Here is a 26,570-nt window from a genome sequence, read left to right on the forward strand (position 1 = left end):
AATCCTGGATCCTGCTGCGCTGTCAGTTGCGGAACGGGAAGCTGAACGCTTCGAGCAGCGCCTTCGCTTCTTCGTCGGTACGGGCGGTCGTCGTGATCGCGATGTCCATGCCGCGCAGCGCGTCGATCTGGTCGAAATCGATCTCGGGGAAGATGATCTGTTCCTTCAGGCCCATGTTGAAGTTGCCGCGGCCGTCGAACGAACGCCCCGAGATGCCGCGGAAGTCACGCACGCGCGGCAGCGAGATGTTGATCAGGCGGTCGAAGAACTCGTACATGCGATGGCGGCGCAGGGTCACCTTGCAGCCGATCGGCCAGTTCTCGCGGATCTTGAACGTCGCATGCGCCTTGCGCGACAGCGTCACGATCGGCTTCTGGCCTGCGATCTTCGCCATGTCGGCCACGGCGTTCTCGAGGATCTTCTTGTTGCCGACCGCCTCGCCCACGCCCATGTTGAGCGTGATCTTGGTCAGGCGCGGCACCTGCATCGGGTTGGTGTAGCCGAAACGCTGGGTCAGCTTCGGCACGACCTGTTCTTTGTAGATCTTTTCAAGGCGGGTCATGTCGGCAGGCCTCAGGCGTCGACCACTTCGCCGGACGAGCGATACACGCGGACCTTGCGCCCGTTCTCGAGCGTCTTGAAGCCCACGCGCTCACCCTTGCCGGTGGCGGTGTTGAACAGCATTACGTTGGAAATATGGATCGGCGCCTCGCGCTCGACGATGCCGCCCGGCTGGTTCGCCTGCGGATTCGGCTTGGTGTGGCGCTTGACCAGGTTGACGTTCTGCACGAACACGGATTCACCCGCGACGCGCGTCACCTCGCCCTTCTGGCCCTTGTTCTTGCCGGCGATCACCAGGACCTGGTCGCCCTTGCGGATACGGTTCATGGCATCAACCTCGTTACAGTACTTCCGGCGCCAGCGAGACGATCTTCATGAATCGCTCGCCACGCAGCTCGCGCGTGACCGGCCCGAAGATGCGGGTGCCGATCGGCTCGAGCTTGTTGTTCAGCAGGACGGCCGCATTGCCGTCGAAGCGGATCAGCGAACCGTCGGCACGACGCACGCCCTTGCGGGTGCGCACCACGACGGCGTCGTAGACCTCGCCCTTCTTCACCTTGCCGCGCGGAATCGCTTCGCGCACGGAAACCTTGATCACGTCGCCGATCTGCGCGTACCGGCGCTTGGAGCCGCCGAGTACCTTGATGCACATCAGTTCGCGCGCACCGCTGTTGTCCGCCGCGGCCAGCGTGGTCTGCATCTGGATCATGTCGCCTTCTCCTCCAGTCCCGCCACGCTCAGGCTTCAGCGCGCGTGACGACTTTCACGACGCGCCAGTTCTTGGTCTTCGACAGCGGACGGCATTCCGCGATGCGGACGACGTCGCCTTCCTTGCACTCGCTCGCCTCGTCGTGCGCATGCACCTTGGTGGAGCGGCGCACGATCTTGCCGTACAGCGGGTGCTGCACCTGGCGCTCGAGCAGGACGGTCACGGTCTTGGCCATCTTGTTGCTGACCACGCGCCCCTCGAGGGTGCGCTGCTTCTTCTCATTCTCGCTCATGTCACTGCCCCTGCTTCTTCGCGCCGAGCAGGTGCTTGACCTGCGCGATCTCGCGACGGACGCGGCCGAACTGGTGGGTCTGCGTGAGCTGGCCGGAGCCCTTCTGCATGCGCAGGTTGAATTGTTCGCGGCGCAGTTCGCCGAGGTGCTCGGCAAGCTGTTCTGCGTTCTTCTGGCGGAGTTCTTTCAGTTCCATCACAGCACCGTCCGGGCCACGAATTGGGTCTGCACCGAAAGCTTGGCGGCGGCGAGACGGAACGCCTCGCGAGCCTCGACTTCGGCGATGCCCTCGATTTCATACAACATGCGGCCCGGCTGAACCGGCGCCACCCAATACTCGACGTTGCCCTTGCCGTTGCCCATTCGGACTTCGATCGGCTTCTTCGAGATCGGCTTGTCGGGGAACACGCGGATCCACAGCTTGCCGCCGCGCTTGACGTAGCGCGTGATGCAGCGGCGGGCCGCTTCGATCTGGCGCGCGGTCAGGTGGCCGTGCGTGGTCGCCTTCAGGCCGAATTCGCCGAAGCTGACCTTGTTGGAGACATAGGACAGGCCACGGTTACGGGCCTTCTGGACCTTGCGGTACTTGGTGCGCTTGGGTTGCAGCATGACTTACGCTCCCGCCTTCGGCGCGCGACGCTGCGGACGCTCTTCAGCGGCCTCGGCCTTGGCTTCCTGCTGAGATGCATGGAGGTCGAAGATCTCGCCCTTGAAGACCCACACCTTCACGCCGATGATTCCGTACGTGGTCTTCGCCTCGGCGAAGCCGTAATCGATGTCCGCGCGCAGCGTATGCAGCGGCACGCGACCTTCGCGGTACCACTCCGAACGCGCGATCTCGGCGCCGTTGAGGCGGCCGGCGACGTTGACCTTGATGCCGAGCGCGCCGAGGCGCATCGCGTTCTGCACCGAGCGCTTCATCGCGCGACGGAACATGATGCGGCGCTCGAGCTGCTGCGCGATCGATTCCGCGACCAGCTGCGCATCGAGCTCGGGCTTGCGCACTTCCGTCACGTTGATGTGCGCCGGGACGCCCATCACGTTCGAGACTTCCTTGCGCAGCTTCTCGATGTCCTCGCCCTTCTTGCCGATGACGACGCCCGGACGAGCCGTGTGGATCGTCACGCGGGCGGTCTTGGCCGGACGCTCGATCTGGATCCGGGAGATGCCGGCCTGGGCGAGCTTCTTCTTCAGCAACTCGCGGACCTTGAGGTCCGCGCCGAGGTATTCGGCGTATTCGCGCTTGTTCGCGAACCACTTCGAATTCCAGTCCTTGGCGATGCCGAGGCGGATGCCGATCGGATTGACTTTGTGACCCATCGTAGTCGTCCTGTGCCTTATTCGCCGACAACCACGGTGATGTGGCTGGTACGCTTGGAGATGCGCGAGCCGCGGCCCTTCGCGCGTGCATGCATGCGCTTGAGGATCGCGCCTTCGTCGACGAAGATCTTCGCGACCTTCAGCTCGTCGACGTCCGCACCGAGGTTGTTTTCGGCATTCGCGACGGCCGACAGCAGCACCTTCTTGATCAGGTGCGCCGCCTTCTTGTCGCTGAACTGCAGCAGGTTGGTCGCACGACCGACCGGCATGCCACGCACCTGGTCGGCGACCAGGCGGGCCTTCTGCGGGGAAATGCGCGCGCTGCGCAGGATCGCTTTGGCTTCCATCGTGCTCACCGTCACTTCTTGGCCTCGGCGGCCTTCTTGTCGCCACCGTGCCCCTTGAACGTGCGGGTGACCGCAAATTCGCCGAGCTTGTGGCCGACCATGTTTTCATTGACCAGCACGGGCACGTGCTGGCGGCCGTTGTGGATCGCGAGCGTGAAGCCCACCATCTCCGGCACGATCATCGAACGACGCGACCAGGTCTTGATCGGCTTCTTCGTGGTACCCGCCGCTTCCACCTTCTTCATCAGGTGATGATCGACGAACGGGCCTTTCTTCAGAGAACGAGCCATTGCTTAACCCCTGCGGTCGCGAACGATGAACTGCGTCGTGCGCTTGTTCTTGCGCGTCTTGTAACCCTTCGTCGGCATGCCCCACGGCGAAACCGGATGCGGATTACCCTGGCCGGCCTTCGCCTCGCCACCGCCGTGCGGATGGTCGACCGGGTTCATCGCGGCACCGCGAACGGTCGGACGCACGCCACGCCAGCGCGACGCACCCGCCTTGCCCAGCTTCTCGAGGTTGTGCTCGCTGTTGCCGACTTCACCGATCGTAGCGCGGCATTCCGCCGGCACCTTGCGCATTTCGCCGGAGCGGAGGCGCAACGTGGCGTAACCCTGCTCGCGCGCGACCAGCTGCGCCGAGGCGCCCGCCGAACGCGCGATCTGCGCGCCCTTGCCCGGCTTCATCTCGATGCAGTGCACGGTCGAGCCGATCGGGATGTTGCGCAGCGGCAGCGAGTTGCCGACCTTGATCGGCGCGTCGTGGCCGGACATGAGCTGGTCGCCGACCTTCGCGCCCTTCGGCGCGATGATGTAGCGGCGCTCGCCATCGACGAAGCACAGCAGCGCGATGTGCGCGGTGCGGTTCGGATCGTATTCGATGCGCTCGATGCGGCAGGCGATGCCTTCCTTGTCGCGCTTGAAGTCGATCACGCGGTAGTGCTGCTTCGAACCGCCGCCCTTGTGGCGGGTCGTGATGCGGCCGTAGTGGTTGCGGCCGCCGGTCTTGGACTGCGACTCGGTCAGCGGTGCGTACGGCGCGCCCTTGTGCAGGCCAGGCGTGGCCACGCGTACGACGGCGCGGCGTCCGGCGGAGGTGGGTTTGACTGTAATCAGTGCCATGATGTTTTTTCCTGATTTCCATGGACGCTCGTCGCGCCCATATCCACCTTAGGCCGTGGCCGTCACGTCGATGGTCTGGCCATCGGCGAGTCGGACATAGGCCTTGCGCTTGTTGCTGCGCGTGCCGGCGCGGTTGCGGAATGCCCTGGCCTTGCCCTTGACGTTGACCAGGTTGACCGACTGGACTTCGACGCTGAACAGGCCTTCCACGGCCGCCTTCACGTCGGCCTTGGTCGCGGCCGGCGCGACTTCGAACACGTACTGGTTGTTTTCCTGCAGCCGCGCGCTCTTCTCGGAGATGTGCGGCGCGCGCAGGACGGTGTAGAGATGCTCTTTCACGCCAGCCACTCCTCGATACGCTTGAGCGATTCGACCGTCATGACGATCTTGTCCGCGCCGACCAGGCTGACTGGATCCAGCGCGGCGACGTCGACGACGTGCAGGTACGGCACGTTGCGCGCGGCGAGATACAGCGCTTCCGGCGCGTTCTCGGCCACCAGCACCACGCGACCCTCGGCCTTCAGCTCGGCGAGCTTGGCGACCATCTGCTTGGTCTTGGGCTGCTCGATGCCGAACGATTCGACGACCGAGATGCGGCCCTGGCGATTGAGCTCCGACAGGATCGAAACCATCGCGCCGCGGAACATCTTGCGGTTGACCTTCTGCGCGAAGCTGCGCGGGCGGGCGGCGAACGTGACGCCACCGCCGACGAAGATCGGGGCGCGGAAGTCGCCGTGACGCGCGCCGCCGCCCTTCTGCTTCTTGAACTTCTTGGTCGTGCCGGACAGGTCCGAGCGCGACTTCTGCGCCTTCGTGCCCGCGCGACCGGCGTTGCGATACGCAACGACGACCTGGTGCACGAGGTCTTCGCGGAATTCCTTGCCGAATACCGCCTCGGAGACGGAGACCGGCTTGGCGCCGATGACGTTGAGTTCCATGGCGTCCTCCTTACTTCGTCTTCACGGCGGGACGCACGATCACGTCGCCACCCGGCGCACCCGGCACCGAGCCCTTGATCGCGATCAGATGACGCTCGGTATCGATCTTGACGATCTCGAGGTTCATCGACGAACGGGTCACCGCGCCCATGTGGCCGGCCATCTTCTTGCCCGGGAACACGCGGCCCGGCGTCTGGCGCTGGCCGATCGAGCCCGGCGCGCGATGCGACAGCGAGTTGCCGTGCGTCGCGTCACCCATGGTGAAGTGATGGCGCTTGATCGTGCCCTGGAAGCCCTTGCCCTTGCTGACGCCCTGCACGTCGACCTTCTGGCCGACCGTGAAGACCTCGTCGGCCTTGACCTCGCCACCGACGGCGAACTTGCCGAGCTCGCCGGCTTCGACGCGGAACTCCCACAGGCCACGACCTGCCGTCACGCTCGCCTTGGCGAAGTGCCCGGCGAGCGGCTTGTTGATCAGCGCAGCGCGCTTCGCGCCGGCGGTGACCTGGACGGCGCTGTAGCCGTCGACCTCGACGGTCTTCACCTGCGTCACGCGGTTCGGCGTCGCTTCGATCAGCGTCACCGGCACCGAGCGACCATCTTCGGTGAAGACGCGGCTCATGCCGCATTTACGACCTACCAACCCGATACTCATCGTCGTATCCCGTTACTTTGCTTCAGTGCAGCTTGATCTGGACGTCGACGCCGGCCGCGAGGTCGAGCTTCATCAGCGCGTCCACGGTCTTGTCGTTCGGGTCGACGATGTCCATCACGCGCTTGTGCACGCGCGTCTCGTACTGGTCGCGCGCATCCTTGTCGGCGTGCGGCGACACAAGAATGGTGTAGCGCTCGATCTTGGTCGGCAGCGGAATCGGTCCGCGAACCTGTGCGCCGGTGCGCTTCGCCGTCTCGACGATTTCGCTCGCCGAGCGATCGATCAGGCGATGATCGAATGCCTTGAGCCGGATACGAATCTTCTGGTCCGCCATTGCCGTGTCCTTGAATCTGAAAGAACGCTGTTCATCGACGACGGGGTTCACTGAACCCCGCCCGCCGCACCCGCATGGGGCGGCCTTCGTACGCCTGTGCAACTACGCGAAAGAATGAGCGGACCGTTGCCGGTCCGCTCAAACTTGGGAAACATCCTCGCAGCCGACCCCTCCTCGAGGCGGACCCCAGGCGGGGCCGGTGCGGTCGACATCCTGTCGGCGAACTCGAAGCGCTTCCTGCGCCTCATTTCGCTGTCTGTTGCCGCCTTCGGCGAAGCCGCAGCGGCGGTGAGTTGCCTACTATAGCAAGACGCCCACGAAATGTGAAGCTTTTCGAAACCGGAGTCCCGGAACGTCCGTCCCGGGACCCGCAGGCCCTTTCGGACCTTACTGGATGATCTTCGCCACCACGCCCGCGCCGACCGTACGGCCGCCTTCGCGGATCGCGAAGCGCAGGCCCTCGTCCATCGCGATCGGCGCGATCAGCGTCACGACCATCTTCACGTTGTCGCCCGGCATGACCATTTCCACGCCTTCCGGCAGCTCGCACGCACCCGTCACGTCCGTCGTGCGGAAGTAGAACTGCGGGCGGTAGCCCTTGAAGAACGGCGTGTGGCGACCGCCCTCGTCCTTCGACAGTACGTACACTTCCGCCTCGAACTTCGTGTGCGGCGTGATCGAACCCGGCTTCGCCAGCACCTGGCCGCGCTCCACTTCGTCACGCTTCGTGCCGCGCAGCAGCAGGCCCGCGTTGTCGCCCGCCTGGCCCTGGTCCAGCAGCTTGCGGAACATCTCCACGCCCGTCACCGTCGTCTTCTGCGTCGGACGGATGCCCACGATCTCGATTTCGTCGCCCACCTTGATCACGCCGCGCTCGATGCGGCCCGTCACCACCGTGCCGCGGCCCGAGATCGAGAACACGTCCTCGACCGGCATCAGGAACGGCTTGTCGATGTCACGCTGCGGCTCCGGAATCCACGCGTCCAGCGCTTCCACCAGCTTGATGATCGCCGGCACGCCGATTTCGCTCTGGTCACCTTCCAGCGCCTTCAGCGCCGAACCCTTCACGATCGGCGTGTCGTCGCCCGGGAAGTTGTACTTCGACAGCAGCTCGCGGACCTCCATCTCGACCAGCTCCAGCAGCTCCGCGTCGTCGACCATGTCCGCCTTGTTCAGGAACACCACGATGTACGGCACGCCCACCTGGCGCGCCAGCAGGATGTGCTCGCGCGTCTGCGGCATCGGGCCGTCCGCCGCCGAACACACCAGGATCGCGCCGTCCATCTGCGCCGCACCCGTGATCATGTTCTTCACGTAGTCCGCGTGACCCGGGCAGTCCACGTGCGCGTAGTGCCGCGTCGGGCTCTCGTATTCCACGTGCGCCGTCGAAATCGTGATGCCGCGCGCCTTCTCTTCCGGCGCCGCGTCGATCTGGTCGTACGCCTTGAACTCGCCACCGAAGCGCTCCGCGCCGATCTTCGTCAGCGCCGCCGTCAGCGTCGTCTTGCCGTGGTCAACGTGGCCGATCGTGCCCACGTTCACGTGCGGCTTCTTGCGCTCGAATTTTTCCTTCGACATGACTTGCAACCTCAAAGCAGACTATTTGGACAATGCGGCCCCGCAGGGCCGCTTCTCGAAAATTCCGGCGATCCCGCGTGATCGCGCCGGTCAACCCTTCTTGATGACCGCTTCGGCGATGTTGTTCGGCGCTTCGGCGTAGTGGTCGAACTCCATGGTGAAGGTCGCGCGACCCTGCGACATCGAGCGCAGGCTCGTCGCGTAACCGAACATCTCGCCGAGCGGCACCATCGCGTTGATGACCTTGCCCGACGGCGAGTCGTCCGAACCCTGCAGCACGCCACGCCGGCGGCTGAGGTCACCCATGACGTCACCCATGTAGTCCTCGGGCGTCACCACCTCGACCTTCATGATCGGCTCGAGCAGGACCGGGTTGGCCTTGTTGAAGCCTTCCTTGAAGCCCATCGAACCGGCGATCTTGAACGCCATTTCGTTCGAGTCGACCTCGTGGTACGAACCATCGACGAGCTTGATCTTGATGTCGACGACCGGGAAGCCCGCCATCGGGCCGCTGGTCATCGCCTCGCGGATGCCCTTGTCGACCGCCGGGACGTACTCCTTCGGCACCGAGCCACCGACCGTCAGGTTCTCGAACACGTAACCCGCGCCACGCTCCTGCGGCTCGATCTCGAGCACGACGTGGCCGTACTGGCCCTTGCCGCCCGACTGGCGCACGAACTTGCCTTCCTGCTTGACGGCCTTGCGGATCGTCTCGCGGTAGGCCACCTGCGGCTTGCCGACGTTCGCCTCGACGTTGAATTCGCGCTTCATGCGGTCGACGATGATTTCGAGGTGCAGCTCGCCCATGCCGGCGATGATCGTCTGGCCCGACTCCTCGTCCGAGCGGACGCGGAACGACGGATCTTCCTGCGCGAGGCGCGACAGGGCGATACCCATCTTTTCCTGGTCCGACTTCGTCTTCGGCTCCACTGCCATCGCGATGACCGGATCCGGGAACGTCATGCGCTCGAGCGTGATCACGTTGTCCGTCGCGCACAGCGTGTCGCCGGTCGTGACGTCCTTCAGGCCGACCGCCGCGGCGATGTCGCCCGCGCGGACTTCCTTGATCTCGCTGCGCTCCGCCGCGTGCATCTGCAGGATGCGGCCGACGCGTTCCTTCTTGCTCTTGACCGGGTTGTACACCGTGTCGCCCGAGTTCAGCACGCCCGAATAGACGCGGAAGAACGTCAGCGAGCCGACGAACGGATCGGTCATGATCTTGAACGCGAGCGCGGAGAACGGCGCGCCATCATCGGCGTTGCGCGAATCTTCCTTCTCGTTCTCGTCGATGCCCTTGACCGGCGGGCGGTCGGACGGGGCCGGCAGGTAGCGCACGACCGCGTCGAGCATCGCCTGGACGCCCTTGTTCTTGAACGCGGTGCCGCAGAACACCGGGATCAGCTTGTTGCCGATCACCGCTTCGCGGATGCCCGCGTGGATCTCGTCCTCGGAAAGCGAACCTTCCTCGAGGTACTTGTTCATCAGCTCCTCGGACGTCTCGGCGGCCGACTCGACGAGGAACGAATGAGCCTTCTCGCAGACGTCCTTGAGGTGCGCAGGGATGTCGCGGTATTCGAACGACATGCCCTGCGACTCGGCGTCCCAGTAGATCGCCTTCATCTTGACGAGGTCGACCACGCCCTCGAACGCGTCCTCGGCGCCGATCGGCACCTGCATCGGGACCGGGTGCGCGCCGAGGCGCGACTTCAGCTGGCCGACGACCTTGTCGAAGTCGGCGCCGGTGCGATCCATCTTGTTGACGAACGCGAGACGCGGCACGCCGTACTTGTTGGCCTGGCGCCACACCGTCTCGGACTGCGGCTGCACGCCGCCGACCGCGCACAGCACGAACACCGCGCCGTCGAGCACGCGCAACGAACGCTCGACTTCGATTGTGAAGTCGACGTGCCCGGGGGTGTCGATGATGTTGAAGCGGTGCTGCGGGAACGAACGGTCCATGCCGGTCCAGAAGCAGGTCGTCGCGGCCGACGTGATCGTGATGCCGCGTTCCTGTTCCTGTTCCATCCAGTCCATCGTCGCGGCGCCCTCGTGCACCTCGCCGATCTTGTGATTGACGCCGGTGTAATAGAGGATGCGCTCGGTCGTGGTGGTCTTTCCGGCATCGATGTGGGCCATGATGCCGAAATTGCGATAGCGCTCGATAGGAGTGGTGCGAGCCATTGTGATTACCTTTCCCGGGATTGTTCCCTATCCCGCGATGAAGCAGCCGTCCCGGCTGCCGTGCATGTCCAGACGCGGGGCATCGAGCCCCGCATGCCGCGATACGGGCGAAGCGCGCGCGAGAAAACCGCTTACCAGCGGTAGTGCGAGAACGCCTTGTTCGCTTCCGCCATGCGGTGCGTCTCCTCGCGCTTCTTCACCGCGCCACCGCGGTTTTCGGAAGCTTCGAGCAGCTCGGCCGCGAGCTTGCGCGGCATGGTGTTCTCGCCGCGCTTGCGCGCCGCGTCGATGAGCCAGCGCATCGCCAGCGCGGTGCGGCGCGTCGAGCGCACTTCGACCGGAACCTGGTAGGTCGCGCCACCGACGCGGCGGGACTTGACCTCGACCGCCGGGGCGACGTTGTTGAGCGCCTTCTCGACCAGGGCGACCGGCTCGGCGTGCTTCTCGCCGATGTGGTCGAGTGCGCCATAGACGATCTTTTCAGCGACCGACTTCTTGCCGCTCTGCATCACCATGTTGATGAAGCGGGCGATCACCTGGCTGCCGTGCTTGGGATCGGGCAGGAGGGTACGAGTCGGGGTTTGACCTTTGCGTGACATGGATTTCTTCTCAATGATGCGGCCACACGGGCCGCTTGATACTCAAGCGCCGGAGCGCCTGTCGTGGAATGCGGGCGGATCAGCCCTTCGGGCGCTTTGCGCCGTACTTGGAACGGCTCTTGCGACGCTTGGTCACGCCGGCCGCATCGAGGCTGCCGCGCACGGTGTGGTAGCGCACGCCCGGCAGGTCCTTGACACGGCCGCCGCGGATCAGCACCACCGAGTGCTCCTGCAGGTTATGGCCTTCGCCGCCGATGTAGCTGATGACTTCGAAGCCGTTCGTCAGGCGCACCTTGGCGACCTTGCGAAGGGCCGAATTCGGCTTCTTCGGCGTGGTCGTGTAGACGCGCGTGCAGACGCCGCGACGCTGCGGGCAATTCGCGAGAGCCGGGGACGCGCTCTTGTACGTCTTCGGACTGCGCGGCTTGCGTACCAGCTGATTGACTGTTGACATGCGTTTGAACCGTGCCTGCGAGATCTTGGAAGAAGACCCGGAATGATCCGGGAAACAAAAGGCAGGCCGAATGAATTCGGCCTGCCAAGACAAAAGAGTATAACGCGCGCCTAACGCGACGGTCAACCCGCCGCGCGTCCAGCGCTCTGCTCCCTGCCCTCGAACACGAGGCGAATCCTTCGCCTCTTTTCGATGTCGTCGCATCGCCCCTGCTGGTCGCCACCCCGCCACGGGGAGGTCCGGTTCATCCGGACGCCTGCTCTCGCAGGCCTGGTCGACTCAGCCCACACGGGGCCTGGATCAGTGCGAATCGCCGTCTTCGGCGACCGCCTCGGCCACCGAACTCGTGGCCCCCAGCGTTTCGCGTTCCTGCTCGGTCAACGCGCCTGCCTTGCTGCGCCGCTGGGCGTGGTAGGCGAGACCCGTACCGGCCGGAATCAAGCGTCCGACGATAACATTTTCCTTGAGGCCCCGCAAGGTATCGCGGGTGCCACGCACGGCCGCTTCGGTCAGCACGCGCGTCGTTTCCTGGAACGAAGCCGCCGAAATGAACGACTCGGTCGCGAGCGACGCCTTGGTGATGCCGAGCAGCACCGGCAGCATTTCGGCCGGGCGTTCGTTGCGGGCCTCCGCCCGCGCGTTCTCCTCCACCAGACGCGAGCGGTCGATCTGCTCGCCACGCAGGAAGCGCGTGTCGCCCGGCTCGGCGATCTCCACCTTGCGCAGCATCTGGCGAATGATCGCCTCGATGTGCTTGTCGTTGATCTTCACGCCCTGCAGGCGGTAGACGTCCTGGATCTCCTTGACGAGGTAGGCCGCCAGCGGCTCGACGCCGAGCAGGCGCAGGATGTCGTGCGGGTTGGGCTCGCCGTCGACGATCGTTTCACCCTTCTCCACGTGCTCGCCTTCGAACACGATCACGTGACGCCACTTCGGGATGAGCTCTTCGTGCTCGTTGCCGTCCGTGTCGCGGATGATCAGGCGCTGCTTGCCCTTGGTGTCCTTGCCGAAGCTGATGATGCCCGAGCGCTCGGCGAGGATCGCCGGCTCCTTCGGCTTGCGTGCTTCGAACAGGTCGGCCACGCGCGGCAGGCCGCCGGTGATGTCGCGGGTCTTCGACGTTTCCTGCGGGATACGCGCGACGACGTCGCCGACGCCGACCTCGGAGCCATTCTGCAGCGACACGATCGCTCCCGCAGGCAGGAAGTACTGCGCGGGAATGTCCGTGCCGGGCAGGCGCAGTTCGCCGCCCTTCTTGTCGACGAGGCGCACCATCGGACGCAGGTCCTTGGCGGTGCCGCCACGGCGCTTCGGGTCGGTGACGACCGCGCTGGCGAGGCCGGTCAGTTCGTCGACCTGCTCCTGCACGGTGATGCCGTCCTGGAAGTCGATGAAGCGGACCACGCCGGCGACTTCCGACACGATCGGATGGGTGTGCGGATCCCACTTCGCGACCGTCTGGCCGGCCTTCACCGCGGCGCCGTCGCGCGCGTCGATGACCGCGCCGTACGGCACCTTGTAGCGCTCGCGCTCGCGGCCATGGTTGTCCATGACCGACAGTTCGCCCGAACGCGACACGGCGACGAGGTGGCCGGCACTGTGCGCGACCGTCTTGAGGTTGGTGAACTTCAGCGTACCGGTGGTCTTCACCTGCACGTTGTCGACCGCGGCGGCTCGCGACGCGGCGCCACCGATGTGGAACGTACGCATCGTCAGCTGCGTGCCCGGCTCGCCGATCGACTGCGCGGCGATCACGCCGACCGCTTCGCCGATGTTGACGAGGTGGCCACGCGCGAGGTCGCGGCCGTAGCACATCGCGCAGACGCCGAAGCGCGCGTCGCAGGTGATCGGCGAACGCACCAGCACCGACTGCACGCCGGCGACTTCGAGCTTCTCGACCATCGCTTCGTCGAGCAGCGTGTTGCGCGCGACGATTGGGTCCTCGTCGTTGCCCGGGGCGAACACGTCCTCGGCGACCACCCGGCCGAGCACGCGATCCTTCAGCGCCTCGACCACGTCGCCGCCTTCGACGATCGGGGCCATCGTGAGGCCGGCCTTGGTGCCGCAGTCGGTCTCGGTCACGACGACGTCCTGCGCGACGTCGACGAGGCGGCGCGTCAGGTAGCCGGAGTTCGCGGTCTTCAGCGCGGTATCCGCGAGGCCCTTTCGGGCACCGTGGGTCGAGTTGAAGTACTGCAGGACGTTGAGGCCCTCGCGGAAGTTCGCCTTGATCGGCGTCTCGATGATCGAGCCGTCCGGACGCGCCATCAGGCCGCGCATGCCGGCGAGCTGGCGGATCTGCGCCGCGCTGCCGCGCGCGCCCGAGTCGGCCATGATGAACAGCGAGTTCATCGACTTCTGCTCGACCACCTCGCCCTTCGCGTTCTTGACCTTGTCCGAGCCGATGCCGTCCATCATCGCCTTGGCGACGCGCTCGTTGGTGCGCGACCAGATGTCGACGACCTTGTTGTAGCGCTCGCCGGCGGTGACGAGGCCGGACTGGTACTGCTGCTGGATCTCGGTGACTTCCTTTTCCGCTTCCTCGAGGATGCCCTTCTTCTCGCCAGGGATCTTCATGTCGTCGATGCCGATCGACATGCCCGCGCGGGTCGCGTAGTGGAAGCCCGTGTACATGAGCTGGTCCGCGAAAACGACCGTGTCCTTCAGGCCGAGGCGGCGATAGCACTGGTTGATCAGGCGCGAGATCGCCTTCTTGGTCAACTCGATGTTGACCAGCGCGAACGGCAGCCCTTCCGGCAGGATCTCGGCGAGCAGCGCGCGACCGACAGTGGTGTCGACCAGCGACGACTTCTCGACGCGGTTGCCTTCCTCGTCGAACTCGACCTGGTGCAGGCGCACCTTGACCTTCGCGTGCAGCTCGACCGCGCGGTTGTCGTAGGCGCGGTGGACTTCGGCGACGTTCGAGAACGCCATCCCTTCGCCCTTGGCGTTTTCCAGCGCGCGCGTCATGTAGTACAGGCCGAGGACCACGTCCTGGGTCGGCACGATGATCGGCTCGCCGTTCGCCGGCGACAGGATGTTGTTGGTCGACATCATCAGCGCACGCGCTTCGAGCTGCGCCTCGAGCGACAGCGGCACGTGCACGGCCATCTGGTCGCCGTCGAAGTCCGCGTTGAACGCGGTGCAGACGAGCGGATGCAGCTGGATCGCCTTGCCTTCGATCAGCACCGGCTCGAACGCCTGGATACCGAGTCGATGCAGCGTCGGCGCGCGGTTGAGGAGCACCGGATGCTCGCGGATCACCTCTTCGAGGATGTCCCACACCTCGGCGCTCTCGCGCTCGACGAGCTTCTTCGCCGCCTTGATCGTGGTGGCGAGGCCGCGGCGCTGCAGCTTGGAGAAGATGAAGGGCTTGAACAGCTCGAGCGCCATCTTCTTCGGCAGGCCGCACTGGTGCAGCTTGAGCGTCGGGCCGACCACGATGACCGAACGGCCGGAGTAGTCCACGCGCTTGCCGAGCAGGTTCTGGCGGAAACGGCCCTGCTTGCCCTTGATCATGTCGGCGAGCGACTTCAGCGGGCGCTTGTTCGTGCCCGTGATGGCGCGGCCACGACGGCCGTTGTCCATCAGCGCGTCGACCGCTTCCTGCAGCATGCGCTTCTCGTTGCGCACGATGATGTCGGGCGCGTTGAGCTCGAGCAGGCGCTTGAGGCGGTTGTTGCGGTTGATGACGCGGCGGTACAGGTCGTTGAGGTCCGACGTCGCGAAACGGCCGCCGTCGAGCGGCACCAGCGGGCGCAGGTCGGGCGGCAGCACCGGCAGCACGGTCAGCACCATGAACTCCGGTCGGTTGCCGGACTCGAGGAACGCCTCGACCAGCTTGATGCGCTTGCTGAGGCGCTTGAGCTTGGTTTCCGAGTTCGTCGAGGCGATTTCCTCGCGCAGCTTGATCAGTTCCTGGTTGAGGTCGATCGTCTTGAGCAGCTCGTAGACGGCTTCGGCGCCCATGCGCGCGTCGAACTCGTCGCCGTGCTCCTCGACCGACTGCAGGTACTGCTCTTCGTTGAGCAGCTGGCCGCGCTCGAGCGCGGTCAGGCCCGGGTCGACCACGACGTAGGCTTCGAAGTAGAGGATGCGCTCGATGTCGCGCAGCGTCATGTCCAGCATGAGGCCGATGCGCGACGGCAGCGACTTCAGGAACCAGATGTGCGCGGTCGGCGAGGCGAGCTCGATGTGGCCCATGCGCTCGCGGCGCACCTTGGCCAGCGTCACTTCCGTCCCGCATTTCTCGCAGACGACGCCGCGGTGCTTCATGCGCTTGTACTTGCCGCACAGGCACTCGTAGTCCTTGATCGGACCGAAGATCGCCGCGCAGAACAGGCCGTCACGCTCGGGCTTGAACGTGCGGTAGTTGATCGTCTCGGGCTTCTTCACCTCGCCGAACGACCACGAGCGGATCAGGTCGGGCGAAGCCAGCGCGATCTTGATCGAATCGAAATCGAGCGACTGGCGCTGCTGGTTGAAGAGATTGAGCAGGTCTTTCATGTGGATCTCCGGGAATCGGGAATTGGGAATCGGGAATCGTTGGATGCGGGGAACCGGGTCCATGCGGGATCGTCGAAGCTTCTCGACGATTCCCTATTCCCGATTCCCCATTCCCGCTTCACCTTTCTTCCAGCTCCATGTTGATCGCCAGCGAGCGGATTTCCTTCACGAGCACGTTGAAGGATTCCGGCATGCCAGCGACCATCTCGTGGTCGCCATCGACGATGTTCTTGTACATCTGGTTGCGGCCGGAGACGTCGTCGGACTTCACCGTCAGCATTTCCTGCAGCGTGTACGCCGCGCCGTAGGCCTCGAGCGCCCAGACTTCCATCTCGCCGAAACGCTGGCCGCCGAACTGCGCCTTGCCGCCCAGCGGCTGCTGGGTGACGAGCGAGTACGGACCGGTCGAGCGCGCGTGCATCTTGTCGTCGACGAGGTGGTTCAGCTTGAGCATGTGCATGTAGCCGACCGTGACCGGGCGATCGAAAGCCTCGCCGGTGCGGCCGTCGTACAGCGTGGTCTGGCCCGATTCGGGCAGGTCCGCGAGCTTGAGCATCGCCTTGATCTCTTCCTCGAACGCACCGTCGAACACCGGCGTCGCCATCGGCACGCCATCGGTGAGGTTCTGCGCGAGGGCGAGCAGTTCCTCGTCGGTGAGCGACTTCAGGTTGACGTGGTGGCCGGCCGCGGCTTCCTTGCTCGCGTTCGAGTTGTAGACCTCGTCGAGGAACTTGCGCAGGTCCGCGACCTTCGCCTGTGCCTTGAGCATGCGATCGATCTTCTCGCCGAGCCCCTTCGCCGCCCAGCCGAGGTGCACCTCGAGGATCTGGCCGATGTTCATTCGCGACGGCACGCCGAGCGGGTTCAACACGATGTCGACCGGACGGCCGTCCTTCGCGTACGGCATGTCCTCGACCGGCACGATCATCGACACGACGCCCTTGTTGCCGTGGCGGCCGGCCATCTTGTCGCCCGGCTGGATGCGGCGCTTCACGGCCAGGTAGACCTTGACCATCTTGAGCACGCCCGGGGCGAGGTCGTCACCGGCGGTGATCTTCGCCTGCTTCGCCTTGAAGCGCTGCTCGAACTCCTCCTTGTGGCGCTTGACCTGCTCCTGCGCGCGCTCGAGGAACTCGGCCGCGTCCTCGTCCTTCATGCGGATCGCGAACCACTCGTCCTTCTTGAGGCCATCGAGGTACTCGTCGGTGATCTCGGCGCCCTTCTTGAGCGAACCGGGGCCACCGTTGGCGACCTTGCCGACGAGCGCCGCGCGCAGGCGGTTGTAGATCGCGCCTTCGAGGATGCGGAACTGGTCGTCGAAGTCCTTCTTGATGCGCTTGATCTCCATCTCTTCGATCTGGCGCGCACGCTTGTCCTTCTCGATGCCGTCCCGGGTGAACACGGTGACGTCGATGACGGTACCGTCCATGCCCGGCGGCACGCGCAGCGAGCTGTCCTTAACGTCGGAGGCCTTCTCGCCGAAGATCGCGCGCAGCAGCTTCTCTTCCGGCGTCAGCTGCGACTCGCCCTTTGGCGTGACCTTGCCGACGAGGATGTCGCCCGCCTTGACCTCGGCGCCGATGTAGACGACGCCCGACTCGTCCAGGCGCGCAAGCGCCTGCTCGCCGACGTTCGGGATGTCGGCCGAGATTTCCTCCGGGCCGAGCTTGGTGTCGCGCGCGACGCAGGTGAGCTCCTCGATGTGGATCGTCGTGTAGCGATCCTCCTCGACCACGCGCTCGGAGAGCAGGATCGAGTCCTCGAAGTTGTAGCCGTTCCACGGCATGAACGCGACCAGCATGTTCTGGCCGAGCGCGAGCTCGCCGAGGTCGGTCGACGAACCGTCGGCCAGAACGTCGCCGCGCTCGACGCGGTCGCCCACGTTGACCAGCGGGCGCTGGTTGAGGTTCGTGTTCTGGTTGGAACGCGTGTACTTGGTCAGCGTGTAGATGTCGACGCCGGCGTCGTTCTCGCCGATCTCGTCCTCATTCACGCGCACGACGATGCGGCCCGCGTCGACCTGGTCGATCACGCCGGCGCGCTTGGCGGCGACGGTGACGCCGGAGTCGCGCGCCACCGCGCGCTCGATGCCGGTGCCGACCAGCGGCGTCTGCGAGCGCAGCGTCGGCACGGCCTGGCGCTGCATGTTCGCGCCCATCAGCGCGCGGTTCGCGTCGTCGTGCTCGAGGAACGGGACCAGCGCCGCCGCGACCGACACGGTCTGCATCGGCGACACGTCCATGTAGTTGATCTCGCTCGCCGGGCGCAGCTCCGATTCGCCGCGGAAGCGGCAAGAGACGAAGTCTTCGACGAACGTGCCATCCTTGTTGAGCGGCGAGTTCGCCTGCGCAATCACGTATTCGCCTTCGTCGATCGCCGACAGGTACTCGACCTGATTGGTGATCTTGCCGTTGTTGACCTTGCGGTACGGGGTCTCGAGGAAGCCGTAGTCGTTGGTGCGCGCGTACACGGCGAGCGAGTTGATCAGGCCGATGTTCGGGCCTTCCGGCGTCTCGATCGTGCAGACGCGGCCGTAATGCGTCGGGTGCACGTCGCGCACCTCGAAGCCGGCGCGCTCGCGCGTGAGGCCGCCCGGGCCGAGCGCCGAGACGCGGCGCTTGTGCGTCACTTCCGACAGCGGGTTGTTCTGGTCCATGAACTGCGACAGCTGCGAGGAGCCGAAGAACTCCTTCACCGCGGCCGCGACCGGCTTGGCGTTGATGAGGTCCTGCGGCGTGAGGCCGTCGGCCTCGGCCAGCGACAGGCGCTCCTTCACCGCGCGCTCGACGCGCACGAGGCCAATGCGGAACACGTTCTCGGCCATCTCGCCGACCGAGCGCACGCGACGGTTGCCGAGGTGGTCGATGTCGTCGACGATGCCGCGGCCGTTGCGGATCTCGATCAGCACCTTGATCACGTCGAGGATGTCGGAGCCCGCGCCGAATTCCTTCACCAGCGCCTTCGACAGCTCGTCGCTACGCTCGCCGAAATACTTGCCGTCGTAGAGGATGCCCGGGCCCCTGTCGTCCTTGCGTCCGACGCGGCGGTTGAACTTCATGCGGCCGACGCGATCGAGGTCATAGCGCTCGGCCGAGAAGAACAGGTTCTGGAACAGGTTCTGCGCCGCATCCTTGGTCGGCGGCTCGCCCGGACGCATCATGCGGTAGATCTCGACGAGCGCCTCGAGCGGCGTCTTCGACGGATCGATACGCAGGGTCTTGGAGATGTAGTCGCCGCGGTCGAGGTCGTTGACCCACAGCGTGGCGATCTTGTCGACGCCCGCCTTGCGGAACGCCTCGAGGTGCGCGTCATTGAGCTCGTCGTTGGCCGACGCGAGCAGCTCGCCGGTCTTGGTGTCCACGACGTCGTGGGCGAGGATGCGGCCGATGAGGTATTCGTCGGGCACCTCGAGCGACTTGATCGAGGCCTTCTCGAGCTGCTTGACGTGGCGCGCGGTGATGCGCTTGCCCGCCTCGACGATGACGCTGTCGTCGACGCGCAGGTCGAAGTTGAGCGTTTCGCCGCGCAGGCGCTCGGCGACGAGGTCCAGCCTGGCGCCGTCCTTCTTGCCGAGGTGGAACACGTTGTGCTCGAAGAAGATGGCGAGCATCTCTTCGTTGGTGTAGCCGAGCGCGCGCAGCAGTACCGTCACCGGCAGCTTGCGGCGACGGTCGATGCGGGTGAACAGCGCGTCCTTCGGATCGAACTCGAAGTCGAGCCACGAGCCACGGTAGGGAATCACGCGGGCGCTGTAGAGCAGCTTGCCCGAGCTGTGCGTCTTGCCGCGGTCGTGGTCGAAGAACACGCCCGGCGAACGGTGCAGCTGCGAGACGATGACGCGCTCGGTACCGTTGACGATGAAGGTGCCGGTGTCGGTCATGAGCGGCAGTTCGCCCATGTACACCTCCTGCTCCTTCACGTACTTGATCGCCTTGTTCGACGACTCCTTGTCGTAGATCACCAGGCGCACGGTCACGCGCAGCGGCGCGCCGTAGCTCATGCCGCGCGAGCGGCATTCGCGCTCGTCGAACGGCGGCTCGCCGAGGCGGTAATTGACGTACTCGAGCGCCGCGCTACCGGAGTAGCTGGTGATCGGGAACACCGAACGCAGCGCCGCGTGCAGGCCCTTGTCCTCGCGCGCGTTCGGGTCGACCTCGGCCTGCAGGAACTCGCGGTACGAGTCGACCTGGATGGCCAGCAGGAAAGGGACACCGAGCACCGGCGGACGCTTGCCGAAATCCTTGCGGATACGCTTCTTTTCGGTGAAGGAGTAGGTCGTCTGGGTCATGAGGGGCACACCTCGTACAGCGCGCGACGGCGGCACGTCGCTGGAAGAAAACCGGCGGGTAAACGGACATCGGAAATGGCGCGGGGAACCCCCTCATATGAGGACTCCATCGCAATTTCCCATGCCCGCTTCGGCGTCGCCGCAACGGGCAAAGCCCGGGAGCTTTCGCCCCCAGGCTTCGGGTTCGTCATTCCGGCGGAGGCCGGAATCCAGTCTTTGCTTTTCGTCTTCCTGTACTCATCAAGAGCTGGACCCCGGATCAACGCACGTCCTGTGCCGTCCGGGGTGACGCCATCCTGGCGTCACTTGACTTCGACGGTGGCGCCGGCAGCCTCGAGATCCTTCTTGAACTTCGCGGCGTCGTCCTTCGAGACGCCTTCCTTCAGGACGCCGCCGGCCTCGGTGAGGTCCTTGGCTTCCTTCAGGCCGAGGCCCGTGATCGCGCGGACGGCCTTGATCACGTCGACCTTCTTGTCACCCGCGCTCTTCAGCACGACGGTGAATTCGGTCTGCTCTTCGGCCGGAGCGGCGGCGGCGGCAGCCGGGCCAGCGACGGCGACCGGAGCGGCGGCGGAGACGCCGAACTTCTCTTCGATCGCCTTGACCAGCTCCATGACTTCCATGAGGGTCTTCGAGGCGACGGCTTCGACGATTTGTTCGTTGGAAAGGGACATTGATGGTTACCTCGGTGAATATTCTGGAATGGGTTCAGCGTGGGGCGGCGGAAAGGCTCAGGCCGTTTCGGCCGGAGCGGCTTCGCCGCCGCCCTGCTTGTCGGCGACCGCCTTGACGGCGCGCGCGAACATGGCTGCCGGTTCGGCGAGTGCACGCGCCAGCATGCCGAGCGCCTGCTCGAGGGTCGGCAGCGAAGCGAGCACGTCGACGTGGCTGGCCGGATACATCTGGCCACCCATCGCGACGACCTTCGCCTTCAGCTTGTCGTTGCTCTTGGAGAATTCCTTGATCAGGCGACCGGCTGCACCCGGCTCCTCTTTCGAGAAGGCGTACAGCAGCGGACCGACCAGCGAATCCTTGACGCACTCGTACTCGGTACCGGCGACGGCGCGCGAGGCGAGCGTGTTCTTCGCAACCTTGAGGAACACGCCCGTTTCGCGGGCCTTCTTGCGCATCGCGGTCATCTGCTCGACCGTGGTGCCCGCGTATTCGACGGCAACGAGGGAGTGGGCCTTGGCGGCGACCTCTGCCAGTTCGGCGACAACTTCTTTCTTCTGGGACAGATTGAGAGCCATTAGCACTCCTCCAATTGAACTCCGCGCACGGCTCGCGCCGCTTGCGGTCCTGAACGGCATCCTTCCTGGACGCCGGGGATGCGGGAAGCATCCCGGTGGTGGCCCGTTCCGACTGGTCTGCCCAGAGGCGTTGAACCAGATTTCCACGAGGCGACACCATCTACGCAGGCTGGGCTTTTGAGGCCTCGCCGGCAGGATCGGGACGATCCCTGCACTTCTCGCATCCCTGCGTCCCGATCGCGCCGTCACGGCCGCCTGCGGTCTTTGACGGCTCCCGCTCGCGCGGTCGCCCTCAAAATTTTCGATACAGCCCGGCGATCCCCCGGATCGCCGTCACGCCCTGCCGCCAGCGGCAGGCGAACCGGCGCGAACCACCGCGCCGGCCCTCATTTCTCGATCAGGCGACGACCGACGACGGATCGACGGGGACGCCGACGCCCATCGTGCTGGAGATCGACACCTTCTGCAGGTACTGGCCCTTCGCCGTCGCCGGCTTGGCCTTCTGCAGGTCGGCGAGCAGCGCGCTCAGGTTGTCCTTCAGTGCGCTCGCCTCGAACGAGGCCTTGCCGATCGAGCAGTGCACGATGCCGGCCTTGTCGTTGCGGAACTTGACCTGGCCCGCCTTCGCGTTCTTCACCGCGGTGACGACATCGGCCGCGACCGAGCCGTCCTTCGGGTTCGGCATGAGGCCACGCGGGCCGAGCAGCTGGCCGAGCTTGCCGACCACGCGCATCGCATCCGGCGTCGCGATCACGCGACCGAAGTCGAGGTCACCGCCCTGCATGCGCTCGGCGAGGTCTTCCATGCCGACCGCGTCGGCGCCGGCGGCCTTCGCCGCTTCCGCCTTCTCGCCCGGCGGGCAGAACACCGCCACCTTGACCGTCTTGCCCGTGCCGTGCGGCAGCATCACCGAACCGCGAACGCCCTGGTCGGACTTCTTCGCGTCGATGCCGAGTCGGACCGCTACGTCGACCGACTCCGGGAACTTCGCCTTGGCGCCGTCCTTGACGATCTGCAGGGCTTCGTCGATCGAGTAGACCTTGCCCGGGGTGACCTTCGCGCTGAGCGCCTTGTAACGCTTGCTGATCTTCGTGCTCATGTTCAGATCTCCGCCACCAGGCCCATGCTGCGCGCGCTGCCCGCGATCGTGCGGACGGCGGCATCGAGATCGGCCGCGGTCAGGTCGGGCTCCTTCGCCTTCGCGATGTCCTCGAGCTGCTTGCGGGTGACCTTGCCCACCTTCTCGGTGTTCGGACGCTTCGAACCGGACGTGATGCCTGCCGCCTTCTTGAGCAGGATCGTCGCCGGCGGGGTCTTCGTGATGAATGTGAACGTGCGATCTGAGTACGCGGTGATCACGACCGGAATCGGCAGGCCCGGCTCGAGCTTCTGCGTGGCGGCGTTGAACGCCTTGCAGAATTCCATGATGTTCAGGCCGCGCTGGCCGAGGGCGGGGCCCACCGGCGGCGAGGGGTTGGCCTGACCGGCCTTCACCTGCAATTTGATGTAACCGACGACTTTCTTTGCCATTGCTCTTCTCCGGGTGCAAGCGCCTGACGATTCAGGCTCCCCATCGCGCCGGGAATTTCACGTGTCCCGGCTTCACGCTTGTGAATCTCGCATGCGCCAACGGCCGCACGAGGCGGCCGGTCGCAGTCCCGGCCAGGCAGGGAGCCGGAAAGTATAGCAGGTTTCGAGCGTCCGTCGGCAGCGACGCTCAGGCCTTTTCGACCTGGCCGAATTCCAGCTCGACCGGCGTCGACCGGCCGAAAATCAGCACCGCAACGCGCAGGCGGCTCTTCTCGTAGTTGACTTCCTCGACCACGCCATTGAAGTCGTTGAACGGACCTTCGATGACGCGCACCATCTCGCCCGGCTCGAACAGCACCTTCGGGCGCGGCTTCTCGGCGCCTTCCTGCACGCGCTGCAGGATGCCTTCCGCCTCGGAATCCTTGATCGGCAACGGACGGTCGGCGGTACCGCCGATGAAGCCCATCACCTTCGGTGTCTCCTTGACGAGGTGCCAGGATTCGTCGTCGATCTTCAGCGCCTTGCCTTCGTCGTGCGTCTCGATCTGCACGAGCACGTAGCCGGGGAAGAACTTGCGCTCGCTACGGCGCTTCTGGCCGCCGCGCATCTCGATGACTTCCTCGGTCGGCACCAGCACTTCGCCGAACTTCTCCTGCATGCCGGCGCGCGCGACGCGCTCCTTCAAGGAGCGGGCGACCGTATGCTCGAAGCCCGAGTAGGCGTGCACGACGTACCAACGCTTGCTCATGCCGGCACCTCAGCGCCCGATCTTCAGCAGGTGGTCGAGGACCGCCCACTTCAGCAGCAGGTCGATCAGGCCGAGCAGGAGGCTCAGGATGATCACGACGACGACGATGACCAGCGTGGTGCGCAGGGTCTCGTCCATCGTCGGCCACACGACCTTGCGCAGTTCGAACTGCGACTCGGTGATGTATTCACGCACCGTGCGGCCGACGCCGGTGAACGCGCCGACCGCCGCGGCGGCGATCACGCCGACCGCGAGCATGCCCAGGCGCGCCCAGCCGTTCCAGTCCGCGAAGTAGTAGTACGCGACCAGACCCGCGACGAGCAGCGCGCCGGCAAGCACGAGCTTCACGACGTCGAGCGCATTCGATGCGCCCGCTTTTTCGACCTTGGCGTTCATATCTCGTGGCGACTTCCCGGTGCTGTGGTCGCGCTTGCGCGCCTATCAGCGGGTCCCCGCCTGTTTCCTCGTCGTCGTATGGCACGCCAGGAGGGACTCGAACCCCCAACCTGCGGTTTTGGAGACCGCTGCTCTGCCAATTGAGCTACTGGCGTAGGCTTTTGCGATCTTCCCTGATCGCAAGGAACAGACCAGCATCCATGCTGGACATCTCACGAACAGCGATTCCGATGCGGCGACTCGTCGATTCGCTTCCGGCGAGCCGCCAACCCGGCGTTGGTTCTTACTGGATGATCTTCGCCACCACGCCCGCGCCGACCGTACGGCCGCCTTCGCGGATCGCGAAGCGCAGGCCCTCGTCCATCGCGATCGGCGCGATCAGCGTCACGACCATCTTCACGTTGTCGCCCGGCATGACCATTTCCACGCCTTCCGGCAGCTCGCACGCACCCGTCACGTCCGTCGTGCGGAAGTAGAACTGCGGGCGGTAGCCCTTGAAGAACGGCGTGTGGCGACCGCCCTCGTCCTTCGACAGTACGTACACTTCCGCCTCGAACTTCGTGTGCGGCGTGATCGAACCCGGCTTCGCCAGCACCTGGCCGCGCTCCACTTCGTCACGCTTCGTGCCGCGCAGCAGCAGGCCCGCGTTGTCGCCCGCCTGGCCCTGGTCCAGCAGCTTGCGGAACATCTCCACGCCCGTCACCGTCGTCTTCTGCGTCGGACGGATGCCCACGATCTCGATTTCGTCGCCCACCTTGATCACGCCGCGCTCGATGCGGCCCGTCACCACCGTGCCGCGGCCCGAGATCGAGAACACGTCCTCGACCGGCATCAGGAACGGCTTGTCGATGTCACGCTGCGGCTCCGGAATCCACGCGTCCAGCGCTTCCACCAGCTTGATGATCGCCGGCACGCCGATTTCGCTCTGGTCACCTTCCAGCGCCTTCAGCGCCGAACCCTTCACGATCGGCGTGTCGTCGCCCGGGAAGTTGTACTTCGACAGCAGCTCGCGGACCTCCATCTCGACCAGCTCCAGCAGCTCCGCGTCGTCGACCATGTCCGCCTTGTTCAGGAACACCACGATGTACGGCACGCCCACCTGGCGCGCCAGCAGGATGTGCTCGCGCGTCTGCGGCATCGGGCCGTCCGCCGCCGAACACACCAGGATCGCGCCGTCCATCTGCGCCGCACCCGTGATCATGTTCTTCACGTAGTCCGCGTGACCCGGGCAGTCCACGTGCGCGTAGTGCCGCGTCGGGCTCTCGTATTCCACGTGCGCCGTCGAAATCGTGATGCCGCGCGCCTTCTCTTCCGGCGCCGCGTCGATCTGGTCGTACGCCTTGAACTCGCCACCGAAGCGCTCCGCGCCGATCTTCGTCAGCGCCGCCGTCAGCGTCGTCTTGCCGTGGTCAACGTGGCCGATCGTGCCCACGTTCACGTGCGGCTTCTTGCGCTCGAATTTTTCCTTGGACATGGCGAAAACCCCGATCTGGTGTAAACGACTGATTGGATGGCGTGGCGAAACCGACCGCTTGGATGGTGCTCACGAATGGAATCGAACCATCGACCTCCTCCTTACCAAGGAGGTGCTCTACCGACTGAGCTACGTGAGCATGTACTTCGGCGGCCCTCCATGACCGCTTGGAACGGACCGACATCCAGTCGGACCTTCGAACGACATCATGCCCGTCTGCGACGCTTCGAAGCCGCCTGCTTCGAAAGCTGGAGCGCAATGGAGCGGGAGACGGGAATCGAACCCGCGCTAGTAGCTTGGAAGGCTACAGTTCTACCATTGAACTACTCCCGCGCCGGACGAACCTGCTTGGGTATTGCGCCGGCGTTGCCACCGCCGGTTTGTTTCCATGGCGGCCGTCCCGGGCCGGTGGCTGCATCCCACCTCGCGATTCCGTTCGCCGTTTTCCTGCAAGCCGAATCCGCTCCGGCGGATTCGTCGAACCGGTCGTACCCGGGTGGTTCGATCCATCCCGGCAACCGCTTCGCACTCGATCGATGGTGGAGGGAGGTGGATTCGAACCACCGAAGGCGTAAGCCAGCAGATTTACAGTCTGCCCCCGTTGGCCGCTTGGGTATCCCTCCGTTCACGGAGCCGCGCATTTTCCTTGCATGGGGCTGCCAGTGTCAAGGCGCTTGGACACCGAAAGAGCGGGCGCCGCGCGAATCCGTCGAGCGCGGGCCGGCTCAGGGGGCGGCTGCCGGACGAAATCGCGAAACTTCGGCTTCCATCGACTTGGACAACGCGATCAGGCGCTGCGCGTAGTCGGCGAGCCGCCGATCCTCCTCGCTGGTCGGCTGCCAGGCCGGCACCGGGGCCGGCTTGCCGTCCGGCGCATCGAGCGCGACGAAGATGATCACGCAACTCGTCGCGACGCGTTCCGCGGCGGTCTTGAGGTCGCGCGCAATGACGTCGACCGCGAAATGCATGCTCGAGGTGCCGGTATGGATGAGCTTGCAACGGACCGTGACGAGGTCGCCGATGAGAATCGGCTGGACGAACTGGATGCCGCCGACCGCGACGGTCACGCAATAACGCCCACTCCAGCCGACCGCCGCGGCGTAACCGGCCTGGTCGATCCATTTCATGACCATCCCGCCGTGCACCTTGCCGCCGAAATTGACGTCCCCGGGTTCGGTCAGGAACCTGAATTCCACTTCGCGCTGCTGGCCCGGCATCGGCGTCTCCCCTCGCAATCCCGTTAGCCTACCGCCCCGCTGCGCGCTTGTGTGACCGGCGTCGCGCAAGGC

Annotated in this window: 28 protein-coding genes and 4 tRNA genes; all 32 read right to left on the bottom strand. The window is 65.2% G+C overall.

All coding sequences use genetic code 11. The features are described from left to right. Nucleotides 1-22: 22 nt before the first annotated feature. Nucleotides 23-562: a 50S ribosomal protein L5 gene (rplE, locus tag EV148_RS05925; protein ID WP_131994944.1), complete on the bottom strand. Its 540-nt coding sequence runs from the start codon at nucleotides 560-562 to the stop codon at nucleotides 23-25. An 11-nt stretch (nucleotides 563-573) separates the two neighbouring features. Beyond that, entirely contained in the window at nucleotides 574-888 is a 315-nt protein-coding gene (rplX, locus tag EV148_RS05930) for a 50S ribosomal protein L24 (RefSeq protein ID WP_131994947.1), read from the bottom strand. Nucleotides 889-901: 13 nt separating this feature from the next. Continuing rightward, on the bottom strand, nucleotides 902-1,270 hold the full coding sequence (gene rplN / locus EV148_RS05935) for a 50S ribosomal protein L14 (protein WP_131994950.1): 369 nt from the start codon (nucleotides 1,268-1,270) through the stop codon (nucleotides 902-904). 28 nt (nucleotides 1,271-1,298) lie between these two features. Next, the gene (rpsQ, locus tag EV148_RS05940; RefSeq protein WP_131994953.1) at nucleotides 1,299-1,562 is read right to left on the bottom strand and encodes a 30S ribosomal protein S17; all 264 of its coding nucleotides are present in this window, start codon (nucleotides 1,560-1,562) and stop codon (nucleotides 1,299-1,301) included. 1 nt (nucleotide 1,563) lies between these two features. Continuing rightward, the gene (rpmC, locus tag EV148_RS05945) at nucleotides 1,564-1,758 is read right to left on the bottom strand and encodes a 50S ribosomal protein L29 (RefSeq protein ID WP_131994956.1); all 195 of its coding nucleotides are present in this window, start codon (nucleotides 1,756-1,758) and stop codon (nucleotides 1,564-1,566) included. After that, nucleotides 1,758-2,171 (bottom strand): 50S ribosomal protein L16, encoded by a 414-nt coding sequence (gene rplP / locus EV148_RS05950; RefSeq protein ID WP_131994959.1) that lies wholly within the window; start codon nucleotides 2,169-2,171, stop codon nucleotides 1,758-1,760. The genes rpmC and rplP overlap by 1 nt, the downstream gene beginning before the upstream one ends. A 3-nt stretch (nucleotides 2,172-2,174) precedes the next feature. Then, a complete protein-coding gene (gene rpsC, locus EV148_RS05955; protein WP_131994962.1) occupies nucleotides 2,175-2,882 on the bottom strand; it encodes a 30S ribosomal protein S3 in 708 nt (235 codons plus the stop codon). A gap of 17 nt (nucleotides 2,883-2,899) precedes the next feature. Beyond that, on the bottom strand, nucleotides 2,900-3,229 hold the full coding sequence (gene rplV / locus EV148_RS05960; protein ID WP_131995520.1) for a 50S ribosomal protein L22: 330 nt from the start codon (nucleotides 3,227-3,229) through the stop codon (nucleotides 2,900-2,902). A gap of 11 nt (nucleotides 3,230-3,240) precedes the next feature. Then, nucleotides 3,241-3,519, bottom strand: coding sequence for a 30S ribosomal protein S19 (rpsS, locus tag EV148_RS05965; protein ID WP_131994965.1), 279 nt, complete (start codon nucleotides 3,517-3,519; stop codon nucleotides 3,241-3,243). A 3-nt stretch (nucleotides 3,520-3,522) separates the two neighbouring features. Then, nucleotides 3,523-4,350 (bottom strand): 50S ribosomal protein L2, encoded by an 828-nt coding sequence (rplB, locus tag EV148_RS05970; protein ID WP_131994968.1) that lies wholly within the window; start codon nucleotides 4,348-4,350, stop codon nucleotides 3,523-3,525. 48 nt (nucleotides 4,351-4,398) lie between these two features. Further along, on the bottom strand, nucleotides 4,399-4,689 hold the full coding sequence (gene rplW / locus EV148_RS05975) for a 50S ribosomal protein L23 (protein ID WP_131994971.1): 291 nt from the start codon (nucleotides 4,687-4,689) through the stop codon (nucleotides 4,399-4,401). Then, nucleotides 4,686-5,288: a 50S ribosomal protein L4 gene (gene rplD / locus EV148_RS05980; RefSeq protein WP_131994974.1), complete on the bottom strand. Its 603-nt coding sequence runs from the start codon at nucleotides 5,286-5,288 to the stop codon at nucleotides 4,686-4,688. The genes rplW and rplD overlap by 4 nt, the downstream gene beginning before the upstream one ends. A 10-nt stretch (nucleotides 5,289-5,298) precedes the next feature. Beyond that, nucleotides 5,299-5,943: a 50S ribosomal protein L3 gene (gene rplC / locus EV148_RS05985; RefSeq protein ID WP_131994977.1), complete on the bottom strand. Its 645-nt coding sequence runs from the start codon at nucleotides 5,941-5,943 to the stop codon at nucleotides 5,299-5,301. Nucleotides 5,944-5,965: 22 nt separating this feature from the next. After that, complete coding sequence (gene rpsJ, locus EV148_RS05990; RefSeq protein ID WP_131994980.1) at nucleotides 5,966-6,277, bottom strand: 30S ribosomal protein S10; 312 nt, start codon at nucleotides 6,275-6,277, stop codon at nucleotides 5,966-5,968. Nucleotides 6,278-6,664: 387 nt separating this feature from the next. Beyond that, a complete protein-coding gene (tuf, locus tag EV148_RS05995) occupies nucleotides 6,665-7,855 on the bottom strand; it encodes an elongation factor Tu (RefSeq protein WP_131994983.1) in 1,191 nt (396 codons plus the stop codon). Nucleotides 7,856-7,945: 90 nt separating this feature from the next. Next, nucleotides 7,946-10,036 carry an elongation factor G gene (gene fusA, locus EV148_RS06000; RefSeq protein WP_131994986.1) on the bottom strand — a complete coding sequence of 697 codons (2,091 nt, stop codon included), beginning with the start codon at nucleotides 10,034-10,036 and terminating at the stop codon, nucleotides 7,946-7,948. 131 nt (nucleotides 10,037-10,167) lie between these two features. Then, nucleotides 10,168-10,635 carry a 30S ribosomal protein S7 gene (gene rpsG, locus EV148_RS06005; protein ID WP_131994989.1) on the bottom strand — a complete coding sequence of 156 codons (468 nt, stop codon included), beginning with the start codon at nucleotides 10,633-10,635 and terminating at the stop codon, nucleotides 10,168-10,170. Between the two features lie 79 nt (nucleotides 10,636-10,714). Beyond that, nucleotides 10,715-11,089 (bottom strand): 30S ribosomal protein S12, encoded by a 375-nt coding sequence (rpsL, locus tag EV148_RS06010; protein WP_131994993.1) that lies wholly within the window; start codon nucleotides 11,087-11,089, stop codon nucleotides 10,715-10,717. 300 nt (nucleotides 11,090-11,389) lie between these two features. Beyond that, complete coding sequence (gene rpoC, locus EV148_RS06015) at nucleotides 11,390-15,595, bottom strand: DNA-directed RNA polymerase subunit beta' (RefSeq protein ID WP_131994996.1); 4,206 nt, start codon at nucleotides 15,593-15,595, stop codon at nucleotides 11,390-11,392. Nucleotides 15,596-15,713: 118 nt separating this feature from the next. Then, nucleotides 15,714-19,883, bottom strand: coding sequence for a DNA-directed RNA polymerase subunit beta (gene rpoB / locus EV148_RS06020; RefSeq protein ID WP_131994999.1), 4,170 nt, complete (start codon nucleotides 19,881-19,883; stop codon nucleotides 15,714-15,716). 302 nt (nucleotides 19,884-20,185) lie between these two features. Continuing rightward, nucleotides 20,186-20,557, bottom strand: a complete 372-nt coding sequence (gene rplL / locus EV148_RS06025) for a 50S ribosomal protein L7/L12 (RefSeq protein ID WP_131995002.1) — start codon at nucleotides 20,555-20,557, stop codon at nucleotides 20,186-20,188. Between the two features lie 57 nt (nucleotides 20,558-20,614). Continuing rightward, nucleotides 20,615-21,133 (bottom strand): 50S ribosomal protein L10, encoded by a 519-nt coding sequence (gene rplJ / locus EV148_RS06030; protein WP_131995005.1) that lies wholly within the window; start codon nucleotides 21,131-21,133, stop codon nucleotides 20,615-20,617. A 397-nt stretch (nucleotides 21,134-21,530) separates the two neighbouring features. Further along, complete coding sequence (gene rplA, locus EV148_RS06035) at nucleotides 21,531-22,232, bottom strand: 50S ribosomal protein L1 (protein WP_131995008.1); 702 nt, start codon at nucleotides 22,230-22,232, stop codon at nucleotides 21,531-21,533. A gap of 2 nt (nucleotides 22,233-22,234) precedes the next feature. Next, a complete protein-coding gene (rplK, locus tag EV148_RS06040; protein ID WP_131995011.1) occupies nucleotides 22,235-22,663 on the bottom strand; it encodes a 50S ribosomal protein L11 in 429 nt (142 codons plus the stop codon). A 187-nt stretch (nucleotides 22,664-22,850) separates the two neighbouring features. Further along, nucleotides 22,851-23,411 carry a transcription termination/antitermination protein NusG gene (gene nusG / locus EV148_RS06045; protein WP_131995014.1) on the bottom strand — a complete coding sequence of 187 codons (561 nt, stop codon included), beginning with the start codon at nucleotides 23,409-23,411 and terminating at the stop codon, nucleotides 22,851-22,853. A 9-nt stretch (nucleotides 23,412-23,420) separates the two neighbouring features. Further along, nucleotides 23,421-23,807 (bottom strand): preprotein translocase subunit SecE, encoded by a 387-nt coding sequence (gene secE, locus EV148_RS06050; protein ID WP_131995017.1) that lies wholly within the window; start codon nucleotides 23,805-23,807, stop codon nucleotides 23,421-23,423. 79 nt (nucleotides 23,808-23,886) lie between these two features. Next, nucleotides 23,887-23,962, bottom strand: a tRNA-Trp gene (locus EV148_RS06055). A 128-nt stretch (nucleotides 23,963-24,090) separates the two neighbouring features. After that, entirely contained in the window at nucleotides 24,091-25,281 is a 1,191-nt protein-coding gene (gene tuf, locus EV148_RS06060; RefSeq protein ID WP_131994983.1) for an elongation factor Tu, read from the bottom strand. Nucleotides 25,282-25,344: 63 nt separating this feature from the next. Further along, nucleotides 25,345-25,420, bottom strand: a tRNA-Thr gene (locus EV148_RS06065). Between the two features lie 120 nt (nucleotides 25,421-25,540). After that, a tRNA-Gly gene (locus EV148_RS06070) sits at nucleotides 25,541-25,614 on the bottom strand. Nucleotides 25,615-25,818: 204 nt separating this feature from the next. After that, a tRNA-Tyr gene (locus EV148_RS06075) sits at nucleotides 25,819-25,904 on the bottom strand. Nucleotides 25,905-26,006: 102 nt separating this feature from the next. Further along, entirely contained in the window at nucleotides 26,007-26,498 is a 492-nt protein-coding gene (locus EV148_RS06080; protein WP_131995020.1) for an acyl-CoA thioesterase, read from the bottom strand. Between the last annotated feature and the right edge of the window lie 72 nt (nucleotides 26,499-26,570).

Source organism: Dokdonella fugitiva (assembly GCF_004342425.1).
GTDB lineage: Bacteria > Pseudomonadota > Gammaproteobacteria > Xanthomonadales > Rhodanobacteraceae > Dokdonella_A > Dokdonella_A fugitiva.

Bases quoted from the DNA above. Each gene is read 5' to 3' on its own strand.
- rplB (WP_131994968.1), bottom strand. From the start codon at position 4,350: ATGGCACTGATTACAGTCAAACCCACCTCCGCCGGACGCCGCGCCGTC.
- rplX (WP_131994947.1), bottom strand. From the start codon at position 888: ATGAACCGTATCCGCAAGGGCGACCAGGTCCTGGTGATCGCCGGCAAG.
- nusG (WP_131995014.1), bottom strand. From the start codon at position 23,411: ATGAGCAAGCGTTGGTACGTCGTGCACGCCTACTCGGGCTTCGAGCAT.
- tuf (WP_131994983.1), bottom strand. From the start codon at position 25,281: ATGTCCAAGGAAAAATTCGAGCGCAAGAAGCCGCACGTGAACGTGGGC.
- rpsG (WP_131994989.1), bottom strand. From the start codon at position 10,635: ATGTCACGCAAAGGTCAAACCCCGACTCGTACCCTCCTGCCCGATCCC.
- secE (WP_131995017.1), bottom strand. From the start codon at position 23,807: ATGAACGCCAAGGTCGAAAAAGCGGGCGCATCGAATGCGCTCGACGTC.
- EV148_RS06080 (WP_131995020.1), bottom strand. From the start codon at position 26,498: ATGCCGGGCCAGCAGCGCGAAGTGGAATTCAGGTTCCTGACCGAACCC.
- rplN (WP_131994950.1), bottom strand. From the start codon at position 1,270: ATGATCCAGATGCAGACCACGCTGGCCGCGGCGGACAACAGCGGTGCG.
- rplV (WP_131995520.1), bottom strand. From the start codon at position 3,229: ATGGAAGCCAAAGCGATCCTGCGCAGCGCGCGCATTTCCCCGCAGAAG.
- rplA (WP_131995008.1), bottom strand. From the start codon at position 22,232: ATGAGCACGAAGATCAGCAAGCGTTACAAGGCGCTCAGCGCGAAGGTC.
- tuf (WP_131994983.1), bottom strand. From the start codon at position 7,855: ATGTCGAAGGAAAAATTCGAGCGCAAGAAGCCGCACGTGAACGTGGGC.
- rplD (WP_131994974.1), bottom strand. From the start codon at position 5,288: ATGGAACTCAACGTCATCGGCGCCAAGCCGGTCTCCGTCTCCGAGGCG.
- rplP (WP_131994959.1), bottom strand. From the start codon at position 2,171: ATGCTGCAACCCAAGCGCACCAAGTACCGCAAGGTCCAGAAGGCCCGT.
- rpsS (WP_131994965.1), bottom strand. From the start codon at position 3,519: ATGGCTCGTTCTCTGAAGAAAGGCCCGTTCGTCGATCATCACCTGATG.
- rpmC (WP_131994956.1), bottom strand. From the start codon at position 1,758: ATGGAACTGAAAGAACTCCGCCAGAAGAACGCAGAACAGCTTGCCGAG.
- rpsQ (WP_131994953.1), bottom strand. From the start codon at position 1,562: ATGAGCGAGAATGAGAAGAAGCAGCGCACCCTCGAGGGGCGCGTGGTC.
- rplL (WP_131995002.1), bottom strand. From the start codon at position 20,557: ATGTCCCTTTCCAACGAACAAATCGTCGAAGCCGTCGCCTCGAAGACC.
- rplK (WP_131995011.1), bottom strand. From the start codon at position 22,663: ATGGCAAAGAAAGTCGTCGGTTACATCAAATTGCAGGTGAAGGCCGGT.
- rpsJ (WP_131994980.1), bottom strand. From the start codon at position 6,277: ATGGCGGACCAGAAGATTCGTATCCGGCTCAAGGCATTCGATCATCGC.
- rplJ (WP_131995005.1), bottom strand. From the start codon at position 21,133: ATGGCTCTCAATCTGTCCCAGAAGAAAGAAGTTGTCGCCGAACTGGCA.
- rpsC (WP_131994962.1), bottom strand. From the start codon at position 2,882: ATGGGTCACAAAGTCAATCCGATCGGCATCCGCCTCGGCATCGCCAAG.
- rplE (WP_131994944.1), bottom strand. From the start codon at position 562: ATGACCCGCCTTGAAAAGATCTACAAAGAACAGGTCGTGCCGAAGCTG.
- rpsL (WP_131994993.1), bottom strand. From the start codon at position 11,089: ATGTCAACAGTCAATCAGCTGGTACGCAAGCCGCGCAGTCCGAAGACG.
- rplC (WP_131994977.1), bottom strand. From the start codon at position 5,943: ATGAGTATCGGGTTGGTAGGTCGTAAATGCGGCATGAGCCGCGTCTTC.
- rpoB (WP_131994999.1), bottom strand. From the start codon at position 19,883: ATGACCCAGACGACCTACTCCTTCACCGAAAAGAAGCGTATCCGCAAG.
- fusA (WP_131994986.1), bottom strand. From the start codon at position 10,036: ATGGCTCGCACCACTCCTATCGAGCGCTATCGCAATTTCGGCATCATG.
- rpoC (WP_131994996.1), bottom strand. From the start codon at position 15,595: ATGAAAGACCTGCTCAATCTCTTCAACCAGCAGCGCCAGTCGCTCGAT.